The organism is Reichenbachiella sp. MSK19-1, from assembly GCF_003590315.1.
GTDB lineage: Bacteria > Bacteroidota > Bacteroidia > Cytophagales > Cyclobacteriaceae > Reichenbachiella > Reichenbachiella agariperforans.
Genome location: NZ_MIER01000002.1, coordinates 959,512 through 980,047, shown reverse-complemented (window position 1 = coordinate 980,047; position 20,536 = coordinate 959,512). Strand labels below are relative to the sequence as shown.

At 42.7% G+C, this 20,536-nt stretch carries 19 protein-coding genes; 12 read left to right on the top strand and 7 right to left on the bottom strand.

Going from position 1 to position 20,536, the window contains the following annotated elements; all coding sequences use genetic code 11:
• Positions 1 to 33: 33 nt before the first annotated feature.
• The 3 genes from BGP76_RS04190 to BGP76_RS20140 all read right to left on the bottom strand — a co-directional run bounded on the left by BGP76_RS04190 (position 34) and on the right by BGP76_RS20140 (position 2,027).
• On the bottom strand, positions 34 to 1,197 hold the full coding sequence (locus tag BGP76_RS04190; RefSeq protein ID WP_119843712.1) for a glycoside hydrolase family 88 protein: 1,164 nt from the start codon (positions 1,195 to 1,197) through the stop codon (positions 34 to 36).
• A gap of 12 nt (positions 1,198 to 1,209) precedes the next feature.
• Entirely contained in the window at positions 1,210 to 1,689 is a 480-nt protein-coding gene (locus BGP76_RS04185; RefSeq protein ID WP_147407370.1) for a hypothetical protein, read from the bottom strand.
• Between the two features lie 146 nt (positions 1,690 to 1,835).
• Positions 1,836 to 2,027, bottom strand: a complete 192-nt coding sequence (locus BGP76_RS20140) for a hypothetical protein (protein ID WP_147407369.1) — start codon at positions 2,025 to 2,027, stop codon at positions 1,836 to 1,838.
• 194 nt (positions 2,028 to 2,221) lie between these two features.
• Between BGP76_RS20140 and BGP76_RS04175 the strand changes: the two genes are divergently transcribed.
• From BGP76_RS04175 to BGP76_RS04165, 4 genes are all read left to right on the top strand, one after another.
• Positions 2,222 to 3,301 (top strand): LacI family DNA-binding transcriptional regulator, encoded by a 1,080-nt coding sequence (locus BGP76_RS04175; RefSeq protein ID WP_255416059.1) that lies wholly within the window; start codon positions 2,222 to 2,224, stop codon positions 3,299 to 3,301.
• Between the two features lie 823 nt (positions 3,302 to 4,124).
• Positions 4,125 to 5,672, top strand: a complete 1,548-nt coding sequence (locus BGP76_RS20425) for a rhomboid family intramembrane serine protease (protein ID WP_221409842.1) — start codon at positions 4,125 to 4,127, stop codon at positions 5,670 to 5,672.
• A 17-nt stretch (positions 5,673 to 5,689) separates the two neighbouring features.
• A complete protein-coding gene (locus tag BGP76_RS20135; RefSeq protein ID WP_147407368.1) occupies positions 5,690 to 5,911 on the top strand; it encodes a hypothetical protein in 222 nt (73 codons plus the stop codon).
• Between the two features lie 388 nt (positions 5,912 to 6,299).
• Complete coding sequence (locus BGP76_RS04165) at positions 6,300 to 6,827, top strand: YARHG domain-containing protein (RefSeq protein WP_221409841.1); 528 nt, start codon at positions 6,300 to 6,302, stop codon at positions 6,825 to 6,827.
• An 899-nt stretch (positions 6,828 to 7,726) separates the two neighbouring features.
• Here BGP76_RS04165 and mtaB read toward each other — a convergent pair.
• A complete protein-coding gene (gene mtaB / locus BGP76_RS04160; protein WP_119843707.1) occupies positions 7,727 to 9,055 on the bottom strand; it encodes a tRNA (N(6)-L-threonylcarbamoyladenosine(37)-C(2))-methylthiotransferase MtaB in 1,329 nt (442 codons plus the stop codon).
• A gap of 113 nt (positions 9,056 to 9,168) precedes the next feature.
• On the opposite strand from mtaB, the gene BGP76_RS04155 reads away from it, so the two are divergent.
• From BGP76_RS04155 to BGP76_RS04145, 3 genes are all read left to right on the top strand, one after another.
• Entirely contained in the window at positions 9,169 to 9,852 is a 684-nt protein-coding gene (locus BGP76_RS04155) for a head GIN domain-containing protein (RefSeq protein WP_158584040.1), read from the top strand.
• Positions 9,853 to 9,959: 107 nt separating this feature from the next.
• On the top strand, positions 9,960 to 10,730 hold the full coding sequence (gene surE, locus BGP76_RS04150) for a 5'/3'-nucleotidase SurE (RefSeq protein WP_073119073.1): 771 nt from the start codon (positions 9,960 to 9,962) through the stop codon (positions 10,728 to 10,730).
• Between the two features lie 289 nt (positions 10,731 to 11,019).
• Positions 11,020 to 11,829 (top strand): hypothetical protein, encoded by an 810-nt coding sequence (locus tag BGP76_RS04145; protein ID WP_147407367.1) that lies wholly within the window; start codon positions 11,020 to 11,022, stop codon positions 11,827 to 11,829.
• Between the two features lie 190 nt (positions 11,830 to 12,019).
• Here the strand turns inward: BGP76_RS04145 and BGP76_RS04140 are convergent, their stop codons facing one another.
• Together BGP76_RS04140 and BGP76_RS20485 are read right to left on the bottom strand one after the other, a co-directional pair.
• On the bottom strand, positions 12,020 to 12,313 hold the full coding sequence (locus BGP76_RS04140; RefSeq protein ID WP_119843704.1) for a DUF6261 family protein: 294 nt from the start codon (positions 12,311 to 12,313) through the stop codon (positions 12,020 to 12,022).
• Positions 12,314 to 12,328: 15 nt separating this feature from the next.
• Positions 12,329 to 12,451, bottom strand: a complete 123-nt coding sequence (locus BGP76_RS20485; RefSeq protein ID WP_255416057.1) for a hypothetical protein — start codon at positions 12,449 to 12,451, stop codon at positions 12,329 to 12,331.
• Positions 12,452 to 12,706: 255 nt separating this feature from the next.
• Between BGP76_RS20485 and BGP76_RS04135 the strand changes: the two genes are divergently transcribed.
• The 5 genes from BGP76_RS04135 (at position 12,707) to BGP76_RS04115 (ending at position 19,746) form a co-directional block, all read left to right on the top strand.
• Complete coding sequence (locus BGP76_RS04135) at positions 12,707 to 14,125, top strand: exonuclease domain-containing protein (RefSeq protein WP_119843703.1); 1,419 nt, start codon at positions 12,707 to 12,709, stop codon at positions 14,123 to 14,125.
• Positions 14,126 to 14,618: 493 nt separating this feature from the next.
• Positions 14,619 to 16,259 carry an Ig-like domain-containing protein gene (locus tag BGP76_RS04130; RefSeq protein WP_119843702.1) on the top strand — a complete coding sequence of 547 codons (1,641 nt, stop codon included), beginning with the start codon at positions 14,619 to 14,621 and terminating at the stop codon, positions 16,257 to 16,259.
• A 48-nt stretch (positions 16,260 to 16,307) separates the two neighbouring features.
• Positions 16,308 to 16,862: an RNA polymerase sigma factor gene (locus tag BGP76_RS04125; protein ID WP_119843701.1), complete on the top strand. Its 555-nt coding sequence runs from the start codon at positions 16,308 to 16,310 to the stop codon at positions 16,860 to 16,862.
• Positions 16,843 to 18,210 (top strand): hypothetical protein, encoded by a 1,368-nt coding sequence (locus BGP76_RS04120; protein WP_119843700.1) that lies wholly within the window; start codon positions 16,843 to 16,845, stop codon positions 18,208 to 18,210. Before BGP76_RS04125 ends, BGP76_RS04120 begins: the two co-directional genes overlap by 20 nt.
• 222 nt (positions 18,211 to 18,432) lie before the next feature.
• Positions 18,433 to 19,746, top strand: a complete 1,314-nt coding sequence (locus BGP76_RS04115) for a DEAD/DEAH box helicase (protein ID WP_119843699.1) — start codon at positions 18,433 to 18,435, stop codon at positions 19,744 to 19,746.
• 6 nt (positions 19,747 to 19,752) lie between these two features.
• Here the strand turns inward: BGP76_RS04115 and BGP76_RS04110 are convergent, their stop codons facing one another.
• Positions 19,753 to 20,463 carry a hypothetical protein gene (locus tag BGP76_RS04110; protein ID WP_119843698.1) on the bottom strand — a complete coding sequence of 237 codons (711 nt, stop codon included), beginning with the start codon at positions 20,461 to 20,463 and terminating at the stop codon, positions 19,753 to 19,755.
• Positions 20,464 to 20,536: the final 73 nt, after the last annotated feature.

The following is a 20,536-nucleotide window of genomic DNA, read 5'->3' as shown; positions in this document are numbered from 1 at the left end:
TAAGGCATCCAAACCTAACACTGCCCCGTCAAATCAATTCCCGACCCTTCCTGCGCGCAGCATAGCTTCAATGAAGTAGTAATCAGCATATGTCAACGGAACGTCTACTTCACTATTAGCTGGTAGATGCCCCACGCAATGCTCAATCAGGAAATTACCATTGGCACCCAAGTCTGCTAGGTAGTTGGTAGACAGGCTGGTCAACATTTCATTAGCTAGCGCATTGTAGCCCTGACCAGGTGAATAGCTGTCTAACTCCAAAAGTGCTGAAGCCATAATCGCTGCTGAGGAAGCATCGCGCGGCGCATCAGAAGCAGCATCAAAATCCCAAACTGGAACCTTATCCACTGGTAGATTGGGGTGGTTCATCACGAACTTTGCGATCTTGTTGGCTTGATCAAGGTATATCGTATCCCCAGTTGCTCTAAACATCACAGTATAACCATACAGACCCCATGCCTGGCCTCTCGCCCAAGCTGAATCATCGCTCAAACCTTGTGCAGTTTTCTTCTCTTGGACTCCACTACCATCTGGGGCATAGTTAACCACGTGATAGCTACTGTTGTCTTCTCTGAAATGATTGGCTAGTGTAGTATTCGCATGAGTCACGGCTATGTCATAATAGCTACTGTCCCCTGTCTCCTCGGTCGCCCAAAACAACAACTCAAGATTCATCATGTTGTCGATGATCACGATGTAGTCATCGGCCCCTGAGTCCCAGGACCGAATACAACCTACCTCTGGAGAAAAACGGCTAGACAGGGATTTGGCACTATTGATCAATACCTCCTTATAGTCAGCGCTAGGATTCAACCGATTGGCATTCCCAAAACTACAAAACATCATAAACCCTAAATCATGTGTACCTGTGTTGAACTGTTCCTTCTCAAGAAGGCCAAGCATGCGGTTTGCCTCGTTGAACAATACAGTATCTCCATCGATTTCATACAAATACAACAGTGTACCTGGATAAAAGCCACTACACCACCACTCCGAATTACTGGTGGTCAACTTGTCTTTTTCGAAGGATCTAGGAAAATCTTCCTTCTCCAAAGTACTCATCATGTTTTTGTAATGACTAGAGGCTAATTCGGCAGGTGTCATGGTCGTGGCACTTCCCACTAACGTTGTTTGTTTCTCTTGTCTCTTGCAAGCCACTAAAGCAGCCATTGCCAATATTAGTATCAATCTATTCATGCTATTTCTTAGTTATATTTTCCACTCCAATACCTGTATCATCTGTGCTGCAGCCTCTGCCATTCCTTCCCCATCTACTTGCATCACATCTTGCAAAAACAAATGTAACTCTTGATTTTGCAACCACAAACTGAGATCTAAAATCGGCTCCCAGGCTGGATAACCACTTTCGGTCAAATCCTGTAATTTCCATTGACCAAGGTCAGCCATAGGCGCACGAGCAATCGACACTTTATTCCCTCTCTCTGCATCTCTAAAAACAACCGTGGCATACTCATCATCCATAACGATTTGTGGTCTGGAGATCGGAATAAATTTCGTCCCAGTACCAGATAAGCTAAAGGTCTCATTTCTAAATCCCAAATCATGAGTATACCAGACGTCAGCACGGTGACAAACAACATGATACTGAGGCACATCACTTCCTGCCGACCTCCAGTAGCTTACGATGGCGGGATTCCCCTGCGGGTCAGTAGCCATGGATGTCATCATTCATGGCTCTGAACTGCTGTCCAGCACTTTCTCTTTTAGTGTGAATGTATATGCGGCTGTAGACGATGCGGATACTTCGGTTTTTTTTGGATTGGCTATGAAACCCCTCTCCAGAAATCAACAAAGTATGCTGGTCACATGGCTAATCAGGCACTTACCTTCCGTGTCTGTCGATGATCCATAGGATGTGCCTTTGATCCCGACACTGATACCGAATAGCGGTTTCCCTTTTTCGTTACTAATGGTTCTTTGTAGATTGTTTGTTTTGGTTTGGTTTGGGCACTGACGCCATGAGTCGCCATGGTCATGATAGATGGTAGGGAGGCAATTTGTTTCATTCGTCGCTATTTGCACTTATTCCAAACAACACAAAAATGAATACATGTCATGGGGTAGGCAATCGCTAGGAATAGTGAATTACACCTGAACTGGTCGTGCTTTCGGAGATACTGATACCAGCAGCTCCTGTCTTATCAGAGCAATATCGGATTAACCTCAGGTTAGAACGCAGAGATGTCATCCTGATCTCTATTTGGCTGCACTTAGAATTGAAGCACAAACCGTTGCTGCGCACACCTGTGCAGCCTATCTTTGGATCATGGGCAAATACGTCACGCTAAAGCAACTAGCCAAACAACTCAATCTCTCGCACACTACGGTATCGAGAGCGCTACGAAACCACCCCCGTATCAGTGAAGTGACAAAACAAAAAGTACAGCAACTCGCCGATGAACTGGGCTATGTACAAAACCCTAATGCACAAATGATGAACCAAGGCAAGTCACGCTTCATCGGCATCATCATCCCTGACATCACCATCTTCTTTTATGCCAAAATCATCGAAACCCTACAGGTCATACTGGCAGATGCAGGCTATACACTTTTGCTATTCAACACGCAGGAGAGCGAAGCAGAGGAACAAAAGGCCGTACAAGCCTGCATCGCACGGCGTGTAGAGGGTGTCCTCGCTGCGATCAGTGTAGAGACTAAACAGCATAGTCATTTCGAGTCCCTACTCAAACATGAAATCCCTTTGGTGTTTTTCGATAGGGTTCTCAACTTTTTGCCCGTGCCCAAAATCATCGCCGATGACTACCGTGCCTCCTACCAAACCACCCAACACCTGCTCGATAAGGGCTGCCGATGCATCGCCCACGTCACTGCCAGCATCCACCTCAACAACAGCAACAACCGCCTCTATGGCTACATGGATGCGATCAAGGATCACGGCAGTACGATAGACGAACAACTGATTCACTACTATGAAATGAATCCGCAAAGCATAGAGACCTTTTTGAACAAGACGCTGAAAAAATATCCGCAACTGGATGGCGTGACAGTATTCAACGACTATGTCGCCAATAACGTAGTAAACGTACTCCTAAAACTCGGCAAGAAAATCCCAGAAGAAGTCTCCGTCTTTGGCTTCTCAGACGAACCCATCGCCTCCTACATGCACCCGCAGCTCTCTACCGTACAGCAGATCGCTCCCAAAATGGCGACTCTCGCCACACAAAAACTCCTATCCATACTCCTACAAGAGGACACACTCACCTCTGAAAAGATCGTGATTCATCAGGACTTGATCCTCAGAGAGACAACTAGGGCTTAGTTTGGGCTGTATCAGGCAAGTAGTTTGCTTGATCATACATTATAGGTTCTTCTACCATAAGGCGGGTGAGAAAGGGAGCTTGGTGTTAAGCTACTTATCATCGAGCAGACGCTCTACTTTATAAAAGGGTCTTAGCGGACGCGACGACCAGAGGAGTCAGAGGGGCGGCATACAATACTGTTAAATTCGTTGAGCTCAAGGGGCATCTACGTATAATATGGATTTCAGACTTCTATAGTTACACCTCTTTTGATCTGTCTGCGCAGACTTTGTCCCAAACCTACTGAAGCTTTACCAAAAACCTACTAATACTTTGCCACAAACCCGCTGTGACTTTATGCTAAACCTGTACAGGTTTGCTAGAAAACCCGCGCAGACTTTGCTCTGAACCTGCGCAGATTTTGCTCCGAACCCGCGCAGACTTTAGGCCAAACCTGCGCAGACTTTGCTCCGAACCCGCGCAGACTTTAGGCCAAACCCGTGCAGACTTTGAGTCGAACCTGCGCGGGTTTTTGAAAAGACAAAAACAGCCCCTTTCTGCAGCCTACAGGGCAGTATTTAGCATCACGGTTTCCTTCCCGATGGCATCAGGAGCAAATCCGAAGACTCGGAGACGTCAAGAATAAATCCCGACACACTTCACTGAATAGCCCCCGGTATCTAGGTATATATAGGCTGTACTTTGATATTAGAAACCCGCTTGCTTGTATCTATCAGGGCTAAGGGGTATTCTTGGGGATATCAATGACTAACATAGTGTTGATACCAATATTGTATATACGCAATTGCGTATAGCGAAATGTTAGCTTGCATTATCTGCCAAATGGAAAATTATACTGCAAAATTCAAACATATAGCTCCAACCTTCATTTACGTTGCTTTTGGAACTACCATTGCTACCTTACTATTCCGATGGGTATTTACAATAAACTCTGAAATTTTACCTATTAAAGAAGACATCTTTAATATCTGGCTACCCTTAATTCTGCCTTGGATTCCTATAACAATATGGCTTAGACCAAAGTTAAGGATACTAAAATTTAAAGATCCTGATAGGCTTAGCATGTTATACCAGATGATTGCTTGGGGAACAATGGTAGCAATGATGATTATCTCTAATGGTTACTTGAAAACCGCAACTGGAAAATTAGTGGAATTGAATTCAATTGAGCAATCAACAAACTTAGATACTCGGTTTTTAAAACTTAAAAAAATTGAACTTAATAGGGAATTGGGGAGTGCTCACACTGACTTCAGAGCTAGTGGAAAATACAATCAGTATCTAAATTTTGACTCCTATTTTGTTTATCCCTTTACGGCAAAAGACTCAAATGGAAAATATAAATACTGGTATGGTGTTAAGATAAATGACCAAATAAGTAATAAAATTGAACCCGAAGAAAAAGAACGCAAGTATCAAGCGTTCTTTCAACAAGCAATCAAGAATTTTGAAGTATATAAGTTTTCAGAACCTGATTATTTTGAAGTACTACCTCATTCCGATGATCGAGAAGGGTTTTTAAATGCTGTAATGCATCAAGAACAGTTTGTAAGTTCTGAACCTATAATAATAGAACCAAAAGACGGACTCTACTCAAGTAGAAATGGCAAGAAATTCGAATGGATTTTTGGCTCTTTTGGTATTGGATTTAGTGTATTCTTGTTTGCTTTAATTTTTCCTAAATATCATGCTCCCGAACACAAGCGCCAATTAAAAGGGATTAAACCTCAATCGGACGACCTGATTGATATGCTTAAGTTCTTAATCCCTAAAGATGAACATTACGCAACGTCAATCATTCTCGATCTAAACATCCTGATCTTCCTGTTGATGATATTTTCAGGTGTTCATATTATTTCTCCAAATGGCTTGGAGCTTCTTGAATGGGGTGCAAATCGCAGAGCAGAAACCACCGGTGGGGATTGGTGGAGACTTATTTCAAGCATGTTTTTACATGGTGGTATTATGCATTTATTTCTCAATATCTATGGACTTGTAATTGCAGCACTATTTATCGAACCTATTTTTGGTCGAACAAAGTATTTTATCCTATATTTTGTATCAGGAATATGCGGAAGTTTGGCAAGCATCTATTGGTATGAAAACACTATCAGCGTTGGTGCATCTGGAGCAATTTTTGGCTTGTATGGCGCAATATTGGGACTATTACTGACAAGTGCATTTCCGAAAGATGGAAAGAAAGGGATTTTAATGTTTATAGGCCCGTATGTTGGAATTAACTTACTATTCGGTTTAACTGGAGGAATTGATAATGCAGCCCATATTGGTGGGTTAATCTCTGGAGCAGTTCTTGGAATAATCTTGTACGTTTCGGATAAAAATACACAAGCTAATCGAGTAGACGGCTGACGGTCAAATGACCGCCAGTGCGCCTCTCACACCACCCAGCGTACGGTTCTTCCCGTATCAAGTACGGGACAGGCTGTACTGGGCGGTTCATCCAACCAACCTTGCGACTTGCTAACGATTCGAGCTACGAACCCGCTCGTAAGGGACTTTCACCCGCTGGAACTTTCGTGTTAACTTTGCTAACACATGCACATACTGGACACACACATGCGCGTATAGCGAATGCCTATGCTGCGTAACGGAAGCAATGCCAGAATCAGCACTGCCGATTCACGCAGGAAGCAGTAGAATACCGAGAAATGGACATTCGGATCAGCAGCATTCCTACCTCAACAGGAATGGCTAAACAGGCTTTTGCAGTGTCGCGCGATTCGGCTACTTTAGTACTTTATCAAACCGTGTGGGCAAATCGCCATACGCGGACGTTGTAGCCATAAGATGAACTTTCCAAAATCGTTATTAATTGCCTTTCTTGTAATACTGAGCCTACATACTTCCGGACAAATTCTGAATGGAGGAAGAATTGAAGAATCCGATCTATCAGATTGGTCATCGAACGATATCTCTGAATTTTTCGGGGTGTATAAGTTTAGCGACAACATTCAAAGCAAAGTAATTTTTAGAGTAATGGGATTTCAAAACTCCATCATAGTTCAAGTGGAAAGCTATTACAAATACGAAGCTAATATGGATTGGGATCATAATTTCATGAACCTTAACAACCCAAGAATTGATTTAGATGGAACCTTTTCATGCGATGAATTCAAAGGAAAATTCCTAAACTATCGCGGGTTCGGTCTGGAAAAAAATGTACTGAAAATAAATGAAGCCTTTACTTTTTTTGATGATCAGGTATATGAACTTGGATCCAGAATTGGAAACACGAATTACAAACTGAAAGGGCGATTCACGGAAGCATCTACCGAACTCTTAAATCCGAAGGAACTATATAAAATGAGCAGTACCGACCTGAAATTGATGCGGAATGAAATATTTGCCAGATACGGATACAAGTTTAAACCTGGTGGGGAAATGGACAGTTATTTCAGCAGACAAAGCTGGTATAAGCCTGAATTTACAGATGTGAACAAATATCTGACCGCACTAGAACGCTATAACATTGAACTCATTAGGACGGAGGAACAACGACCGTAAAGGCATATAACAGATGCTGATCATTGTAAAGCATTTAAACCCAGCGATTAAAAAACACTATAGCACTGATAGTTTAGTAGATATGAATAATGAAAAACCAATAAACATTTCTCAAAAATCAGATTTGAATGAGCTACTTGCAAAGAGCATTTGAATCAGATACTTTTATAGAAATTAACAAAGGCAAACCTACGGATTTTAGCTTGTCGTTACCTTCAATTACCAACTCGTCCTCGTTTGTAACGAGGACGCTTTTTTTAAGCATTTGCAATGCGCTTTTCTACATTCAGCATGAGGCACTTTTAGGTTAGTTAAAAGCAGGAAGATTATCAATCCCTACCCTACAGGCCGGCTCCTCGCTAAATCGGCAGGTTTCGAACAATGAATCTTGACTAACGAAATGATCTACTACCTCTCCCCCAGAAATACAGGGTGATCCGTAAAACGAACTTTAAAAAATACAGATAGTCATATAAAAAGAAAAGCTGCTCATCCCGTCCGGATCAGCAGCTTAAGCATGATTATGAAAGACTAAATTACTATTCTATTTTGGTGGAGCTTTTCAGCTCTGTAATTAACTACTCGCGATGTTGTTTTCATTAATTACAATACAAGAATAGCGGCTTTCGTTGATTTGCTCAAGCTGTTTTCGGTGAACTGCATTATTATTCAGGTGAACTTCATCATTATACAGGAGAGTGTAAAAGAATAGGGTTTTGTTTCCCACCTTTTAACCTGAGTATGATTGACAAATATTGTTTTAAGGCTTCTGAATAAAACTACACGTCATTTAGCATCTAATATGATCTTCTCTCAAACGCATATACTGACGAATATCTGCGTTTTACTGGTGTTCATGCTATTGATGACGTCAATGTCAATTGATTTTGTTTGCTCACTTATAGCTCATTTTTATAATCGAACTCAGGTTTAACCACTGATATTTTCATATTGATTTGATCCGTGGTTGCTTCTAGATGAACGGGAAGCAGTGCATTGACGAGTTCTTCATCATGTGGGTACTCCACTTTGATGTAGTTGGCGGTGAAGCCATGCATCATACCGTCTTTGATATCTCCCTCTAATAGTACCTCTGCATACTTTCCTTCCTGACTCTGGTAGAAAGCTCTTTTCTTTTTCTCTGAAAGGACACGTAGCATTTTTGAACGTTCTTGTCGCTCTGGGTAGGGAACAGGATTTTCCATGTTGATGGCCTGTGTGTTGTCACGCTCGGAATAAGTGAATACGTGCAGGTAAGAAACTTCTAGCTCGTTGATGAAGTTGTAAGTATCCAGAAAGTCGTCATGCGTCTCACCAGGAAAGCCTGTAATGACATCCACGCCGATACAGCAGTCTGGCATCAGGGCTTTGATCTTGGCGACACGCTCTACATAGAGTTCGCGCAAGTAGCGTCGATTCATCAGCTTCAGTATCTTATTACTGCCCGATTGTAGTGGGATATGAAAGTGTGGAACGAAACGTTTGCTCTGCGCCACAAATTCGATGATTGAGTTGCTGAGCAGGTTGGGTTCTATCGAGGAGATTCTGAAACGTTCGACACCTTCTACTTCGTCCAGTGCTTTGACCAGATCGAGAAAGTTCTCTCTGCGTTTTCCATTCTGTATCCCGAAATCTCCTATATTGACCCCTGTCAGTACCACTTCTTTGACGCCAGATGCCGCTATTTCTTGGGCAGATTCGATGATGTTGGCGATGGTATCGCTACGACTCTTGCCTCTCGCTAGTGGTATGGTACAAAAGGCACATCCATAGTTGCAGCCATCTTGTACTTTGAGGAAAGTTCGGGTTCTGTCGGCCTTAGAGTAGGCATTGTTGAACTCAGTTGCATTAGAAATCTCCGAAGCACAGACGATCGTTTCTTTGTTTTTTTCGAATGCTTTGATGTGTTCGAGTAGTTTGAATTTCTCAGCAGCGCCTAGTACCGCATCTACGCCTTTGATCTCCGCTATTTCTTGTGGTTTCAACTGCGCAAAACAACCGATGATCACGACGAATGATTCGGGAGAGATTTTCTTAGCGCTTTTTACGATCTGCTTGCACTTCTTGTCTGCATTCTCAGTGACAGAGCAAGTGTTGATAACAAATATGTCAGGCTGTGCTTCGAAAGCTACTTTTTCATAGCCTTCTTCTTCAAAGAGCCTGCTGATAGCAGAGGTCTCCGAGAAGTTTAGTTTGCAACCCAAAGTGTAAAATGCGACCTTTTTCATTTCTAGGAAATTTCCTGCAAAACTAATCAAATAACATTTCTTCTGTAATAAAATAGCACAGTATGCAACCCATGGTCGTAGTTGATTGTCTCTCAAATAAACATAAACTAATCATGAAGAAAATATTGACAATACTGTTCGCCGGATTTTGTATCGTGACGACCGCTTGTGCACAAGATGAAGAAACCAGAACGTTGGATGCTTTTCAAGGCCTGAGTGTAGGAGAATCCATTCGTGTGACACTGATCGAAGGAGATAAAAACGAAGCAGTCATCACGACGACCAATGTCGACACAGACAAGGTACTTACTGAGATCAATGGAGGGGATTTGAGGATACACATGGAGAGTGGGTCCTATACCAACAATACCGTAGAGGTAGTATTGACCTATACGCAAGCCTTAGACAAAATTAAAGTCAGCTCGTCTGGGCGTATCTCTGGCAAGGGAACTGTCCGATCCAAAGAACTCTACCTCAAAGCGAGTAGTTCAGGACGCATGGAGTTGGATGTGGATGTAGAACAACTCAAAATAGATGTATCGAGTAGCGGCAAAATCAGCTTGTCAGGACAAACCAAGACACAGGTCATAGATGCGAGTTCATCGGGCAAGTACCATGCGTTCGGTGTGGACTCGGAAGGGGTACGTGTCGACGTGAGTTCGTCAGGGAAGGTAGAAGTATCAGTAGGCAAAGAGTTACGCGCAGATGCCAGTAGCAGCGGAAAAGTAGTCTACCGAGGCAGTCCAGATAAAGTCCTAGCAGATACCTCCAGCAGTGGCAGTGTCAGGAGAGATTAAGAGAAAATGAAATTTCAAGAAAAGCCCAGTCTAGACTGGGCTTTTCTTGGCTAAACACTGGGCATACAGCTTAGCTTGTTTTAGTTTTATCCCAAAAATAAAACAATATGTCCAAGCCCTTGATTTTAGTCTCCAATGATGATGGTATCACCTCTAGTGGTATTCGAAAGCTCATCGAACTTATGTCTACTTTAGGTGAAGTAGTCGTGGTAGCACCTGATAAACCTCAGTCTGGAATGGGGCATGCAATCACCGTAGGAGATACACTTAGATTGGTAAAATCAGATTTGTTTGGGGATATTTTAGCCTATGAATGTTCGGGAACTCCCGCAGATTGTATCAAGCTAGCGAAACGAGAAGTTTTGAAAGATCGAAAAGTAGACTTGGTCGTCAGTGGTATCAACCATGGGTCGAACACCAGTATCAGTGTACTCTACTCGGGTACCATGTCCGCAGCGATAGAAGGAGCAATAGAGGGTGGGCCAGCGATAGGCTTTTCGCTATGCGACTTTAGTGCGGATGCAGACTTTTCTCATGTAGACGAGTATGTGCTCAAAATCACACGTAATGTCCTTGAGCATGGTTTGCCTACAGGGATAGCACTGAATGTAAATTTCCCTCCCAAACAGAATGAGAACCTCAAAGGGATCAAGATTTGCCGTCAGGCCAATGCTCGATGGGAGGAAGAGTTCGACAAGCGTATCGATCCACACGGTCGCAACTATTACTGGATGGTGGGCAACTTTATCAACCATGATAAAGGAGAGGACAATGACGAGTGGGCTATTTCGGACAATTACGTTTCGGTCGTCCCATGTCAATTTGATCTGACGGGCTATCATGCCATCGCCACGCTCAACGAGCAGTGGGACATCTAAGCATCTCATTATTATAGTAGAACTCTCGTTTTGAGAATCAACCGCTACACTTTGTGCCATGAAGTGTGGCGGTAGACCACATAGCTCCTAGCCTCTCTTATAGTAGCAGAAGGTTGGGCGATACGGGGCATTATCATTCTTACAAGTTTGGTTTTCAGCGGATTGCCTGTTTGATTAAATTTTCTATGTATGTCATATAATAGGTATTTGGTGTAGCGCGTATTTCTCTTGGCATAGTGTTTGGCAAAGTGATGACATGAATAAAAATGTGAAATCAAAAATGAATACTATGAAAAGGTTAATAGCAACATTGTTAATTCCTGTAGTCGTACTAAGTGCATGTACAGAGGACGAGTCTTCAAATGACATGGATAACAATACACCACCGACAGTACCTAGCGAGTCTACCATGGCTCCAGATTTAGACGCTTTTGATGAAGAGTCCTCAGAAGAGGGACGAGTAGCCGCCATAGGCAACTGGGGCTATGCAGCACTCAATGTGGGGGTATATACAAGCATACTTTATCAGCATTTGGTGATCCCAGTGACGGCTTTTAAAGCTACCGTAGGAACAGAAGCTTATTTTGACGAAGAAACCGAGCTTTGGGTGTGGGAGAAGAATTTCGATATTCCTGCACAAAGCGATTATCAGGTCAAGTTGACGGCTGATGTAGATGGAAATGATGTAGACTGGAAAGGGTATATCTCACACGGTACTGAAATCGATGAGTTCATGTGGTTCGAAGGTGAGTCAACAGTCAATGGAGAGTCTGGTAGCTGGATGCTATACGAAAGCCCAGAGAATCCAAATGTATGGTTGACGAGCGACTGGACAGATGAGGATGACGAAACGGTCGCAGATGCTACATTCACTGTGATGAAAGAAGGTGATAACAAAGGGAGCTGGATCAAATTCGAAGCAGATGCTACTGCTGACTTGGATAGAACCGTAACGATATTTGATGCCAGCATGGATAACGAAGTGACGATCATGTGGAGTCAGGCAGAGGTTAATGGTCAGGTGATGAGTGAAGCACACTTTGATGATACAGCCTACCACTGTTGGGATGCCAACTTGATGGATACGACCTGCGAATAGAAGATTGTCTTGACAGATAATAAAATACCAAAGCCTCGATGGAGTAATCTATCGAGGCTTTGTATTGTGGGTCACGCCCTATTTCTGGGCTCTTGTCGTATCTCAAAACACCCTCGTGTTTCAAAGAATGTATCTCTAATCCCACTCGATCTCAAAAAAACACCGGAGCATACCCCCCCGGTGCGAATAATCAAATGGCAACATCCTCTTCTTTTCGTTTGCCTTTTCGGCTGGCGAGTATCTGGTTGTATTTGTCGATCAGGGTGTTGAGTTGCTTGACCGTGGAGCCATAGGGTTCTTCACCATTGTTGATCACATGGTAACTGGCGATCAAATCCCGTAGGCGATAGTAGAGTGGCTGTATGCGCACCCGCAGGTCGCGCATACTCACAGGGTCGGCACTGCTGTTTGCCTCCGTACGGTTGAGGAACAGCTCATTGAACTGTTCGTTGGCTTCAGCCAGTTGTGTCAGCCCTGACACCATCAGATTGATCCCTCCCTAATACTGATCACTTAATAGACCCGTTGATTCGCGTCTCCATACTTGCAGCACAGTAGCACCCTTCAGCGGCGCTGTGATTTTCTGATGCGGCGCTAGGGTTTTAAGGAGCGGTTTCATCATTTTCATCAACTGTTTTATGATTACTTATTGGTCGTTTGTCATTTCCCTAACTTTCGGTCTGATAATGACTGGTCATTTAATACTTCAGCAATACTCGGGCCACTAGGGCTGTCATCATTATCCCTGATTTTGTACCAGTTGACCTTATAGAAAGGTAGTGAGATACCCACGGCATAACAAATGCCTCAGAAAATTGCAGTCGCATTTCTGAATGCGACCGAGCTAGATTTAGGTACCTGTGTCTGATGACTGCCCGTGGCATTTATCATCGATGTATCTATCTTTGGCGATATGCAGCAGGAGTATGCCATCATCGATATCGAGACCACAGGTCGCAGTGCCAAAGGGCAAAAGGTCACTGAGATCGCCATTATCATCCACGATGGAGAGAAAGTCATAGACGAATACCAGACACTAGTCAACCCTGAGACCTCCATCCCCTACTCGATCACGCAGCTCACAGGCATATACGACGAGATGGTCATGCACTCCCCTAAGTTCTATGAGATTGCCAAACGCGTCTACGAGATGACCGAGGGGCGCACATTCGTGGCGCACAATGTCGCCTTTGACTATGGTGTACTCAAAGGTGAGTTTGCCAGTCTCGGTGGTGATTTTGAGCGCAATAAACTATGCACGGTCAAACTGTCGCGAAAGCTCCTCCCTGGGCATGCCTCGTACAGTCTGGGCAAGCTATGTACGGATTTGGGGATCCCAATCAATGGCCGCCACCGTGCCTATGGCGATGCAGAAGCTACTGCCAAACTCATGGACATCCTACTCAGCAAGGCCGAAGCGATGGGCGTAGAAGACCTGAGTACCGAGTCCCTCGCCAACCTCCCCAAAATCCCTCCGCTGCTGGCTCTGAGTACCTACACAAAACTCCCGACCGAGACAGGAGTCTACTACATCTACAATGACCAGCAGGCACTCGTCTATGTGGGCAAAGCCAACAACATCCGTCAGCGCATGCTGTCCCACTTCAACGACAAGAGCCGCAAAGAACGATCGATGTTCGCAGTGACCGCCGACATCCAATACCAGATCACGGGTAGCGAATTGATCGCACTCCTGCACGAGTCGGACGAAATCAAAAAGCACCAGCCACAGTTTAACCATGCCCTGAAACAAACCCGCGTCACCCACGGGCTCTACGCCTACGAGACCCAATCTGGACTAATACAACTCAGCATCGGCAAACTACAGGTCGGTAGCATGGCAATCATGACCTACGGCAAATTATCACAAGCAAAATCCTATTTGGAAAACGCCGTAATGAACTACCAGCTATGCCCCAAATACTGTGGGCTGGAAAAAACAAATGGCCCCTGCTTTGCCTCCCACATCAAAAAATGCAACGGCGTCTGCTGCAACAAAGAATCGATAGAAGACTACAACGCTCGCGTCGAAGAGATGCTCAGCGACATTATGATACGTCAGGAAGATTTTTTCATCCAAGAACCCGGCAGGTCGGATGACGAAATCGCAATCGTACAGATCAAACAAGGCGAGTATATCGGATACGGTTATGTCCCCGCTGCTAATCAAAATGAGGCACACGAGGGGTACGAGACCTTCATCACCCCCAAGACCAACACGCCCGATGCACAGCGCATCATTTTGGGATACCTAAAATCAAAAGCGAAGAAAAAGGCAGTTGAGTCTAATAGCTAGACGCAAAATCAAACCACCCTCTCAAAGTGAGACAAAAACAGAGCCTCCCTCACTAAGACAGAACTATTGATGCATTACAGAAACGGTTTTAATGAAAGTTGAAATCGAACGCACATTCTTACTAAAACACTTAAACCCTACACAGATTTGAGATCTCAAATTTGTGTGACTAAAACAGGTAATCCCTCCTTGTGCAAAATATTTTTTTCTAACCTTAAGCATAAACTAAACGACTTGAACATCACATCAGAAAACGCATACTAATAGTTGATTTTCAACACTATACAAAACTATTCATAGCGCTCTTTCGGTATGATCTCAAAATCTAACGAGTGGTTGCATTTGAATAAAAAACTACCCCCTTCCAACCTTTCGCTCCTAAATGTCTACTTATCAATGTACGTACGAAATAGTCTTTGTAAACACCTTGAATATTGAGGTGTCACAATAGTAAAAACCCATTAAAGAAAGTTAACAATTAGATTGAATAAAAATGAAATATATCAAACCGATATTAAAGACTTTAGCATTCTCGTCAGTAGTCATTTTGGCACTAGGGCTAAACTCGTGCGATGACTTAGGTGAAGATCAGATCCCCCTAAAAGGGCTCAATGAGGCAGAAGATCTCGAAATAAGCATTAGCCAGCAGTCTCCTATAGTAGTAGACCTACTGGAGCATACAGGTATTAGTGAAACAGCAAGTGTAAGCATCTCAGAAATACCACAAAAAGGTACAGCTGAATTAATAACCTCTTCTGCCTTATTGAAATACCTTCCAAATGAAGATTTTAATGAAGGTACAGATTATTTAAAATACGAAATCTGTATAGGTCCTGAATGCAACGAAGGCATCATTGAATTCGCTCTCGGTGAAAGCGATGCGTGTATAGTTACAGCAAAATATGACAAGCTTCAAAAAGTTAAAGGAATATCGCAGATAGTTCATGATGTCCTAGCCAATGACGAATTTTGTCAGAGTTATGCAAATGTGAGCTCTTTGACTATAGCGGCACAACCAGAGTTTGGTTCAGCTAATGTCGATGATGGACTTATATTCTATTACCCCAATGATGATTTTATCGGAACTGATTTTTTGGTCTACAGTATCAGTAGTGGTGGAGACAGTCCTGAAACAGCCTACGCAATAATGGAAATATCGATTAATGAAAATGCGTGTGAATTCAGTACAACTGCTGATAGTTTCTCTTATACAAAAGCAGAAATTTTAGCCAACCAGGGGGTATTTATAGAACAAGCGACTTATCTGGACAATGATGACTTCTGTGATTTAGCCTATAGCACTTTACAGGTATATAACTTGGATCAACCCAATCAGGGAACAGTACAATTCACTTTCAACGAAGGTTTTTCTTTTGTACCTGATGAAATTGTATCTGGTATTTACACTTTCTCTTACCAAGTATGTGACCAAGCCCAAACGATCTGTTCTGAAGGCACATTAATCACAATAGAAATACTAGAGGATCTTTCTAATTGTGACATACTCGCCAGCAATGATCAATATACTTATGATAAAGCTACATTTTACGAAGAAGTCCAAAATAGAGGTTTTATTTTTTATCAAAACACAGAACTAATATCTAACGATGAGCTTTGTCAGTTCACCGAACAAGAGCTAACCATGTCACTATCAACAACTCCTTTTTATGGAAGTATCAACGAAATTACAGGAGAAGGTTTCGGATATACGCCTGGAGACAATTTTGAGACCGAAGACAGCTTCACATACACACTATGCGATCCGAACGGATATTGTGTAGAGGGGACTGTCACTATCTCTATTGATGAACGTGAAGCCTGCATTATCGATGCTTCGAATGATGATTTTTCATTCACTCAAGCTGAAGCTGATGAAAATATCTCTACTTATGGGTTTTTCGTTTTGGATTTTTCAGTAATCATAAATAATGATGAGATTTGCCAAAACAATTGGGGTGATTTAACCATAGAAGTTTCTTCAAACCCTACATATGGAACTGTAAACTACCACAATCTTGAACTGTTCAGCTACGAACCTAGTGATCAATTCAATGGGACTGACAGTTTTAATTATAGCCTATGTGATCCTAACGGTACATGTACCGAAGGCAATGTTACCATTACTGTTCAATAGAGAAAATCAAAAAAGCTGCATACCCTCTCGGGTGTGCAGCTTATCACTATGAAAAACATCTGGCTAGAGGGGTGTAGAAAAAATAAAAGAAAGGATCAAGAGCAATTTTACAATCATTATGCTCCAAAGGTCATGGGCGTATGCAGAAGATACTGCTATGATCGAGACGAAGCAAAAGATGTCTTTCAAGAAGCCTTTATCAATATATTTAAATCTCTGACTAAACAAAAAACGGATATTATCTCTCTAGATGCCTGGGTAACAAGAGTTACCGTCAACGTCGCACTAGACTACTATAAGAAGAACAAAAAACACTATAACTTTTTAAGCACTGATAATTTATGTGAAAGTAACCTTGATCATCAAGACATCATCGACTCTCTCGCTAACCAAGATTTAATCAATCTGATCAAAAAACTACCTGAAGGGTGTCAGCAAATTTTCAATTTATTCGCAATCGAAGGTTTTTCACATAAAGAGATATCCACAAAACTGGGAATCTCAGAAGGAACATCAAAGTCACAATTATCTAGAGCAAAAGAAATGCTAAGATCACAGTTAGCTAATTTGGAATATAACATATATGAAAAAGCAGCCAAATAAAGACCCCTTAGAAAACGCTTTCAGGGAAAGGGTTTCCTTATATGAAGCAACACCACCATTAAACGGGTGGACAGATATTTCTTCTATAATGGACAAAGAAAAAAGAAAGCGAGGGACAATCTATGGCATAGTCGCAAGCTTAATATTCCTCTTTGGCCTAACTAGTATCCTGTTTTATACAAAAAAAGGAACAATCCCCCTACAGGAGTCTACAGATAAACTAAGTGCACGCACAACAACAAACACTAATGCCTATAACACACTAGATAGCTCTAATCAAAAGGAACAAAACCATGACAACACAGAATTTTCGTCTCAATCTCCCAAAAAGACATTGTTAGAAACGAATAAAAAAGAGCATTCTACTAGTACGTATTTATCTAAAACAAAATTTTCTCGTATCGATGAGCGTTCAAGTAGCCCTGTAACCGCTTTGAGTACTACGTCAAACAGCACATCTCCTTCGCACAGTTTGAATAGTAAAAACAAAAGTCAAATTCAGCTATCAACAGATAATAGTGTCATAACAAACCCTAATACTGATTTGCAAGAAATGTTAGAACTCGACAGATTGATACCAAAAACCATTGTATTTCATCTGGACAGTATGACAAGCACTATACCCGATACTATACCTATAGAAAACCATTGCGAATATGTAAATAACTCCAAGAATAGCAAGCGTACAATAAACTACGACAAATGGTCATTGAAAATATCAACGGGTGTAAACTACTCTTTCAAAAAAATAAGCCCACAGATTGATGAATTTTTCATCAACACGCTTGACAATAAGAATCAGTTTTCGCTAAACAATAGTGGATATCAGTTTTCAGGTCAAATTAGAAGAGAACTCATAAAACACTTAGGAGTGTATGGAGGGATAGGCTTTAATCACCAAAGAGAGTACACTCAATACAGTTTCTATGAAATAATACCAGAAACATATGAGATCACATCCTTGAACGCTATGAGTTTTGAAGTTAAACCAAACTTGGTCGTCCAAGAAAACACTTTTGAAAGCAAATACAACACAATCAATTATAGTTTGGGATTAAGCTACTCACTAAAAAAACAGCAGAGTATCTATGCTGGTTTTAGCTACTCAAATATTCTAAAAAGAACGGCAGTTAGTTCAGACTCCAGCCAACAGCTACTCTACAAGAGTAATTTGGTTACTGCTGATCTGTCTTGGGAAAACACTTTACCACTCAAAAACAAATGGTGTTTGATATATTCCATAAATATGTCTTATGCACTGACATCTATTTACTCCGAAAGCTCCATCTATAATTCACAGCCTATTATATTCTCTTTGAATTTGGGTTTATTAAAGCTATTTAAGTAAGAATAGGTAAGATGGCAAGGAGGTAGAAAACAACGACATGTATAAATAGTTCCTGTGAACCTTTTTAAAAGACGCAACATTTATTCCTCCTTTTATCAGCTCAAAACAGGACGACACTTCATTATATATTCTCAAAGGACAATAGCGTTTCAATGCTTATTCATCCGATCAAATTAGTACAAGGGTGGTTGTCTCCGTACAAAACAGAATACCTTTGCGGCTATGTCAGCAACGAACAAAGATCAAAAAGCCATCCTCAGCAAACTCGGTATCGCACAGCTCAACCCGATGCAGGAGCAGGCACATGAGGCCATCAGTACTGGGTCAGAGGTTATACTACTCTCTCCTACAGGGACAGGCAAAACCTTGGCCTTTTTGCTCCCGATCATTGCACAGCTCGACCCGAACAGCGACCAGATACAAGTCTTGATTTTGGTTCCATCCCGAGAACTCGCCATTCAGATCGAGCAGGTGATACGGGAGATGGGTAGCGGGTTCAAAACCAACGCCATCTATGGCGGCAGATCGGGATCGAAGGATCGTATCGAGCTCAAACATGCCCCGGCGATACTGGTAGGCACACCAGGACGTGTGGCGGATCACATCCGAAGAGAAAATATCGATACCGATAGCATTCAGACGCTGGTACTGGATGAGTTTGACAAGTCACTGGAGGTAGGATTCGAAAGCGAAATGACAGAGATCGTTTCTGCCCTGCCCTATCTCACCAAAAAAGTACTGACATCCGCCACACAAAAAGGCGAAATACCTGCTTTCGTAGGGCTTCAAAACCCCCAAACGATTAGCTTCCTCGGAGAGTCCAAAAGCCTGTTAACCCTCAAGGTGCTGTCGTCTCCTAGCAGAAACAAACTAGACTCACTGCTACAACTGCTAGGACATGTAGGAGACAAAAATGGCATCCTGTTCTGCAGCCTAAAAGACACCATACAGACCGTAAGCAACTTTCTCCATCAACAAGATATCGGACATGAATGCTTCTATGGTGGATTAGAACAAATCGACAGAGAGCGCGCACTTATCAAGTTTAGAAATGGCACGAGCCGTCTATTGGTAGCTACAGATCTCGCTGCACGAGGGATCGATGTGCCAGAGTTGGATTTCATCATCCACTACGAACTACCTGTGAAGCAAGAGGAATTCACCCACCGCAATGGGCGTACGGCACGGATGCACAGTGACGGCACAGCCTACATCCTCAAATGGGAGAATGAGTCCTTACCAGATTTCGTTCAGGATGCAGAAGATTTTAGCATTACTTCTCGTACCACTCCTGTCTCCAGTATGTGGGAGACACTCTACATCTCAGGTGGGAGAAAAGACAAAATATCCAAAGGCGATATCGCAGGATTATTCTTCAAACAAGGAGAACTAAAAAAGGATGAGCTGGGCACGATAGAATTGAAACAAGATTGTGCATTCGTAGCAGTCCCGAGGAACAAAGTACGTCAGCTTACCAAGCAGCTCAATAACACCAAACTCAAAACCAAGAAAGTACGCATCACGCTTTTGGAGTAGCGTCTGTCAGCTTCTGGTTCGTCTACGCAGCTTGGCGATTCGATCTCGATAGTATGCCTCCAGTTCTTCTACGAAAGCCATAGGATCGGTATAACTGATCCATATCTGATAGAGATGTTGATCTTTCGCGCTATCTAGCTGCTCTTCGAGACGGGTCTTTTCACGCCGCAACAAAGTTAAGGTCGATAGAGGCTGCTTTAGAACTGGTATTCGCTCCGCTGCGACAGGTACTTCACCTCCCATGACAAAGGCATGAAACGCCTGCAACTCCTTCAAATCTCCTGATTGATAGATGGCTATCAACTGCGTGGTAAGCTCCGTCGCGACATCTGTGGCATCCTCACGCATGGCATACTTGTCTGGATGTACCTGTAGCATGGCTTCTCTATAGAGCCGTTTGTGTTCCTGATGCTGTACAGGGAGCATTTCTTTCTTGCTATTCTCAGATCTAACTAACCCCTGCGGCGCAGCATAATTCTTCCCTTTCCGCTTTTGCGCCAACCGCTTTTCTTTCTTGGCTAGCTTCTGTTGCTTGTAAAGCACCGTCAGCTCCTGCTCCTCGATCAGTAATTCTCCCAGCCTCTGGCGCAGCATAGCTTCGAAACTGACCGTCTTCCCTTCTACCTCATCCAAAACGGCCTTTAAGGATTGGATTTCCTGCTGAAGCAGTCTGATCTGAGCATCGTCAGACGATTCATGGACTAATGGTAGATTCATAGGACTACAAACAGGGATAATGCACACAAAGAAACACTACTACCCTTACATTAGATAGTAATTGACTCCACTA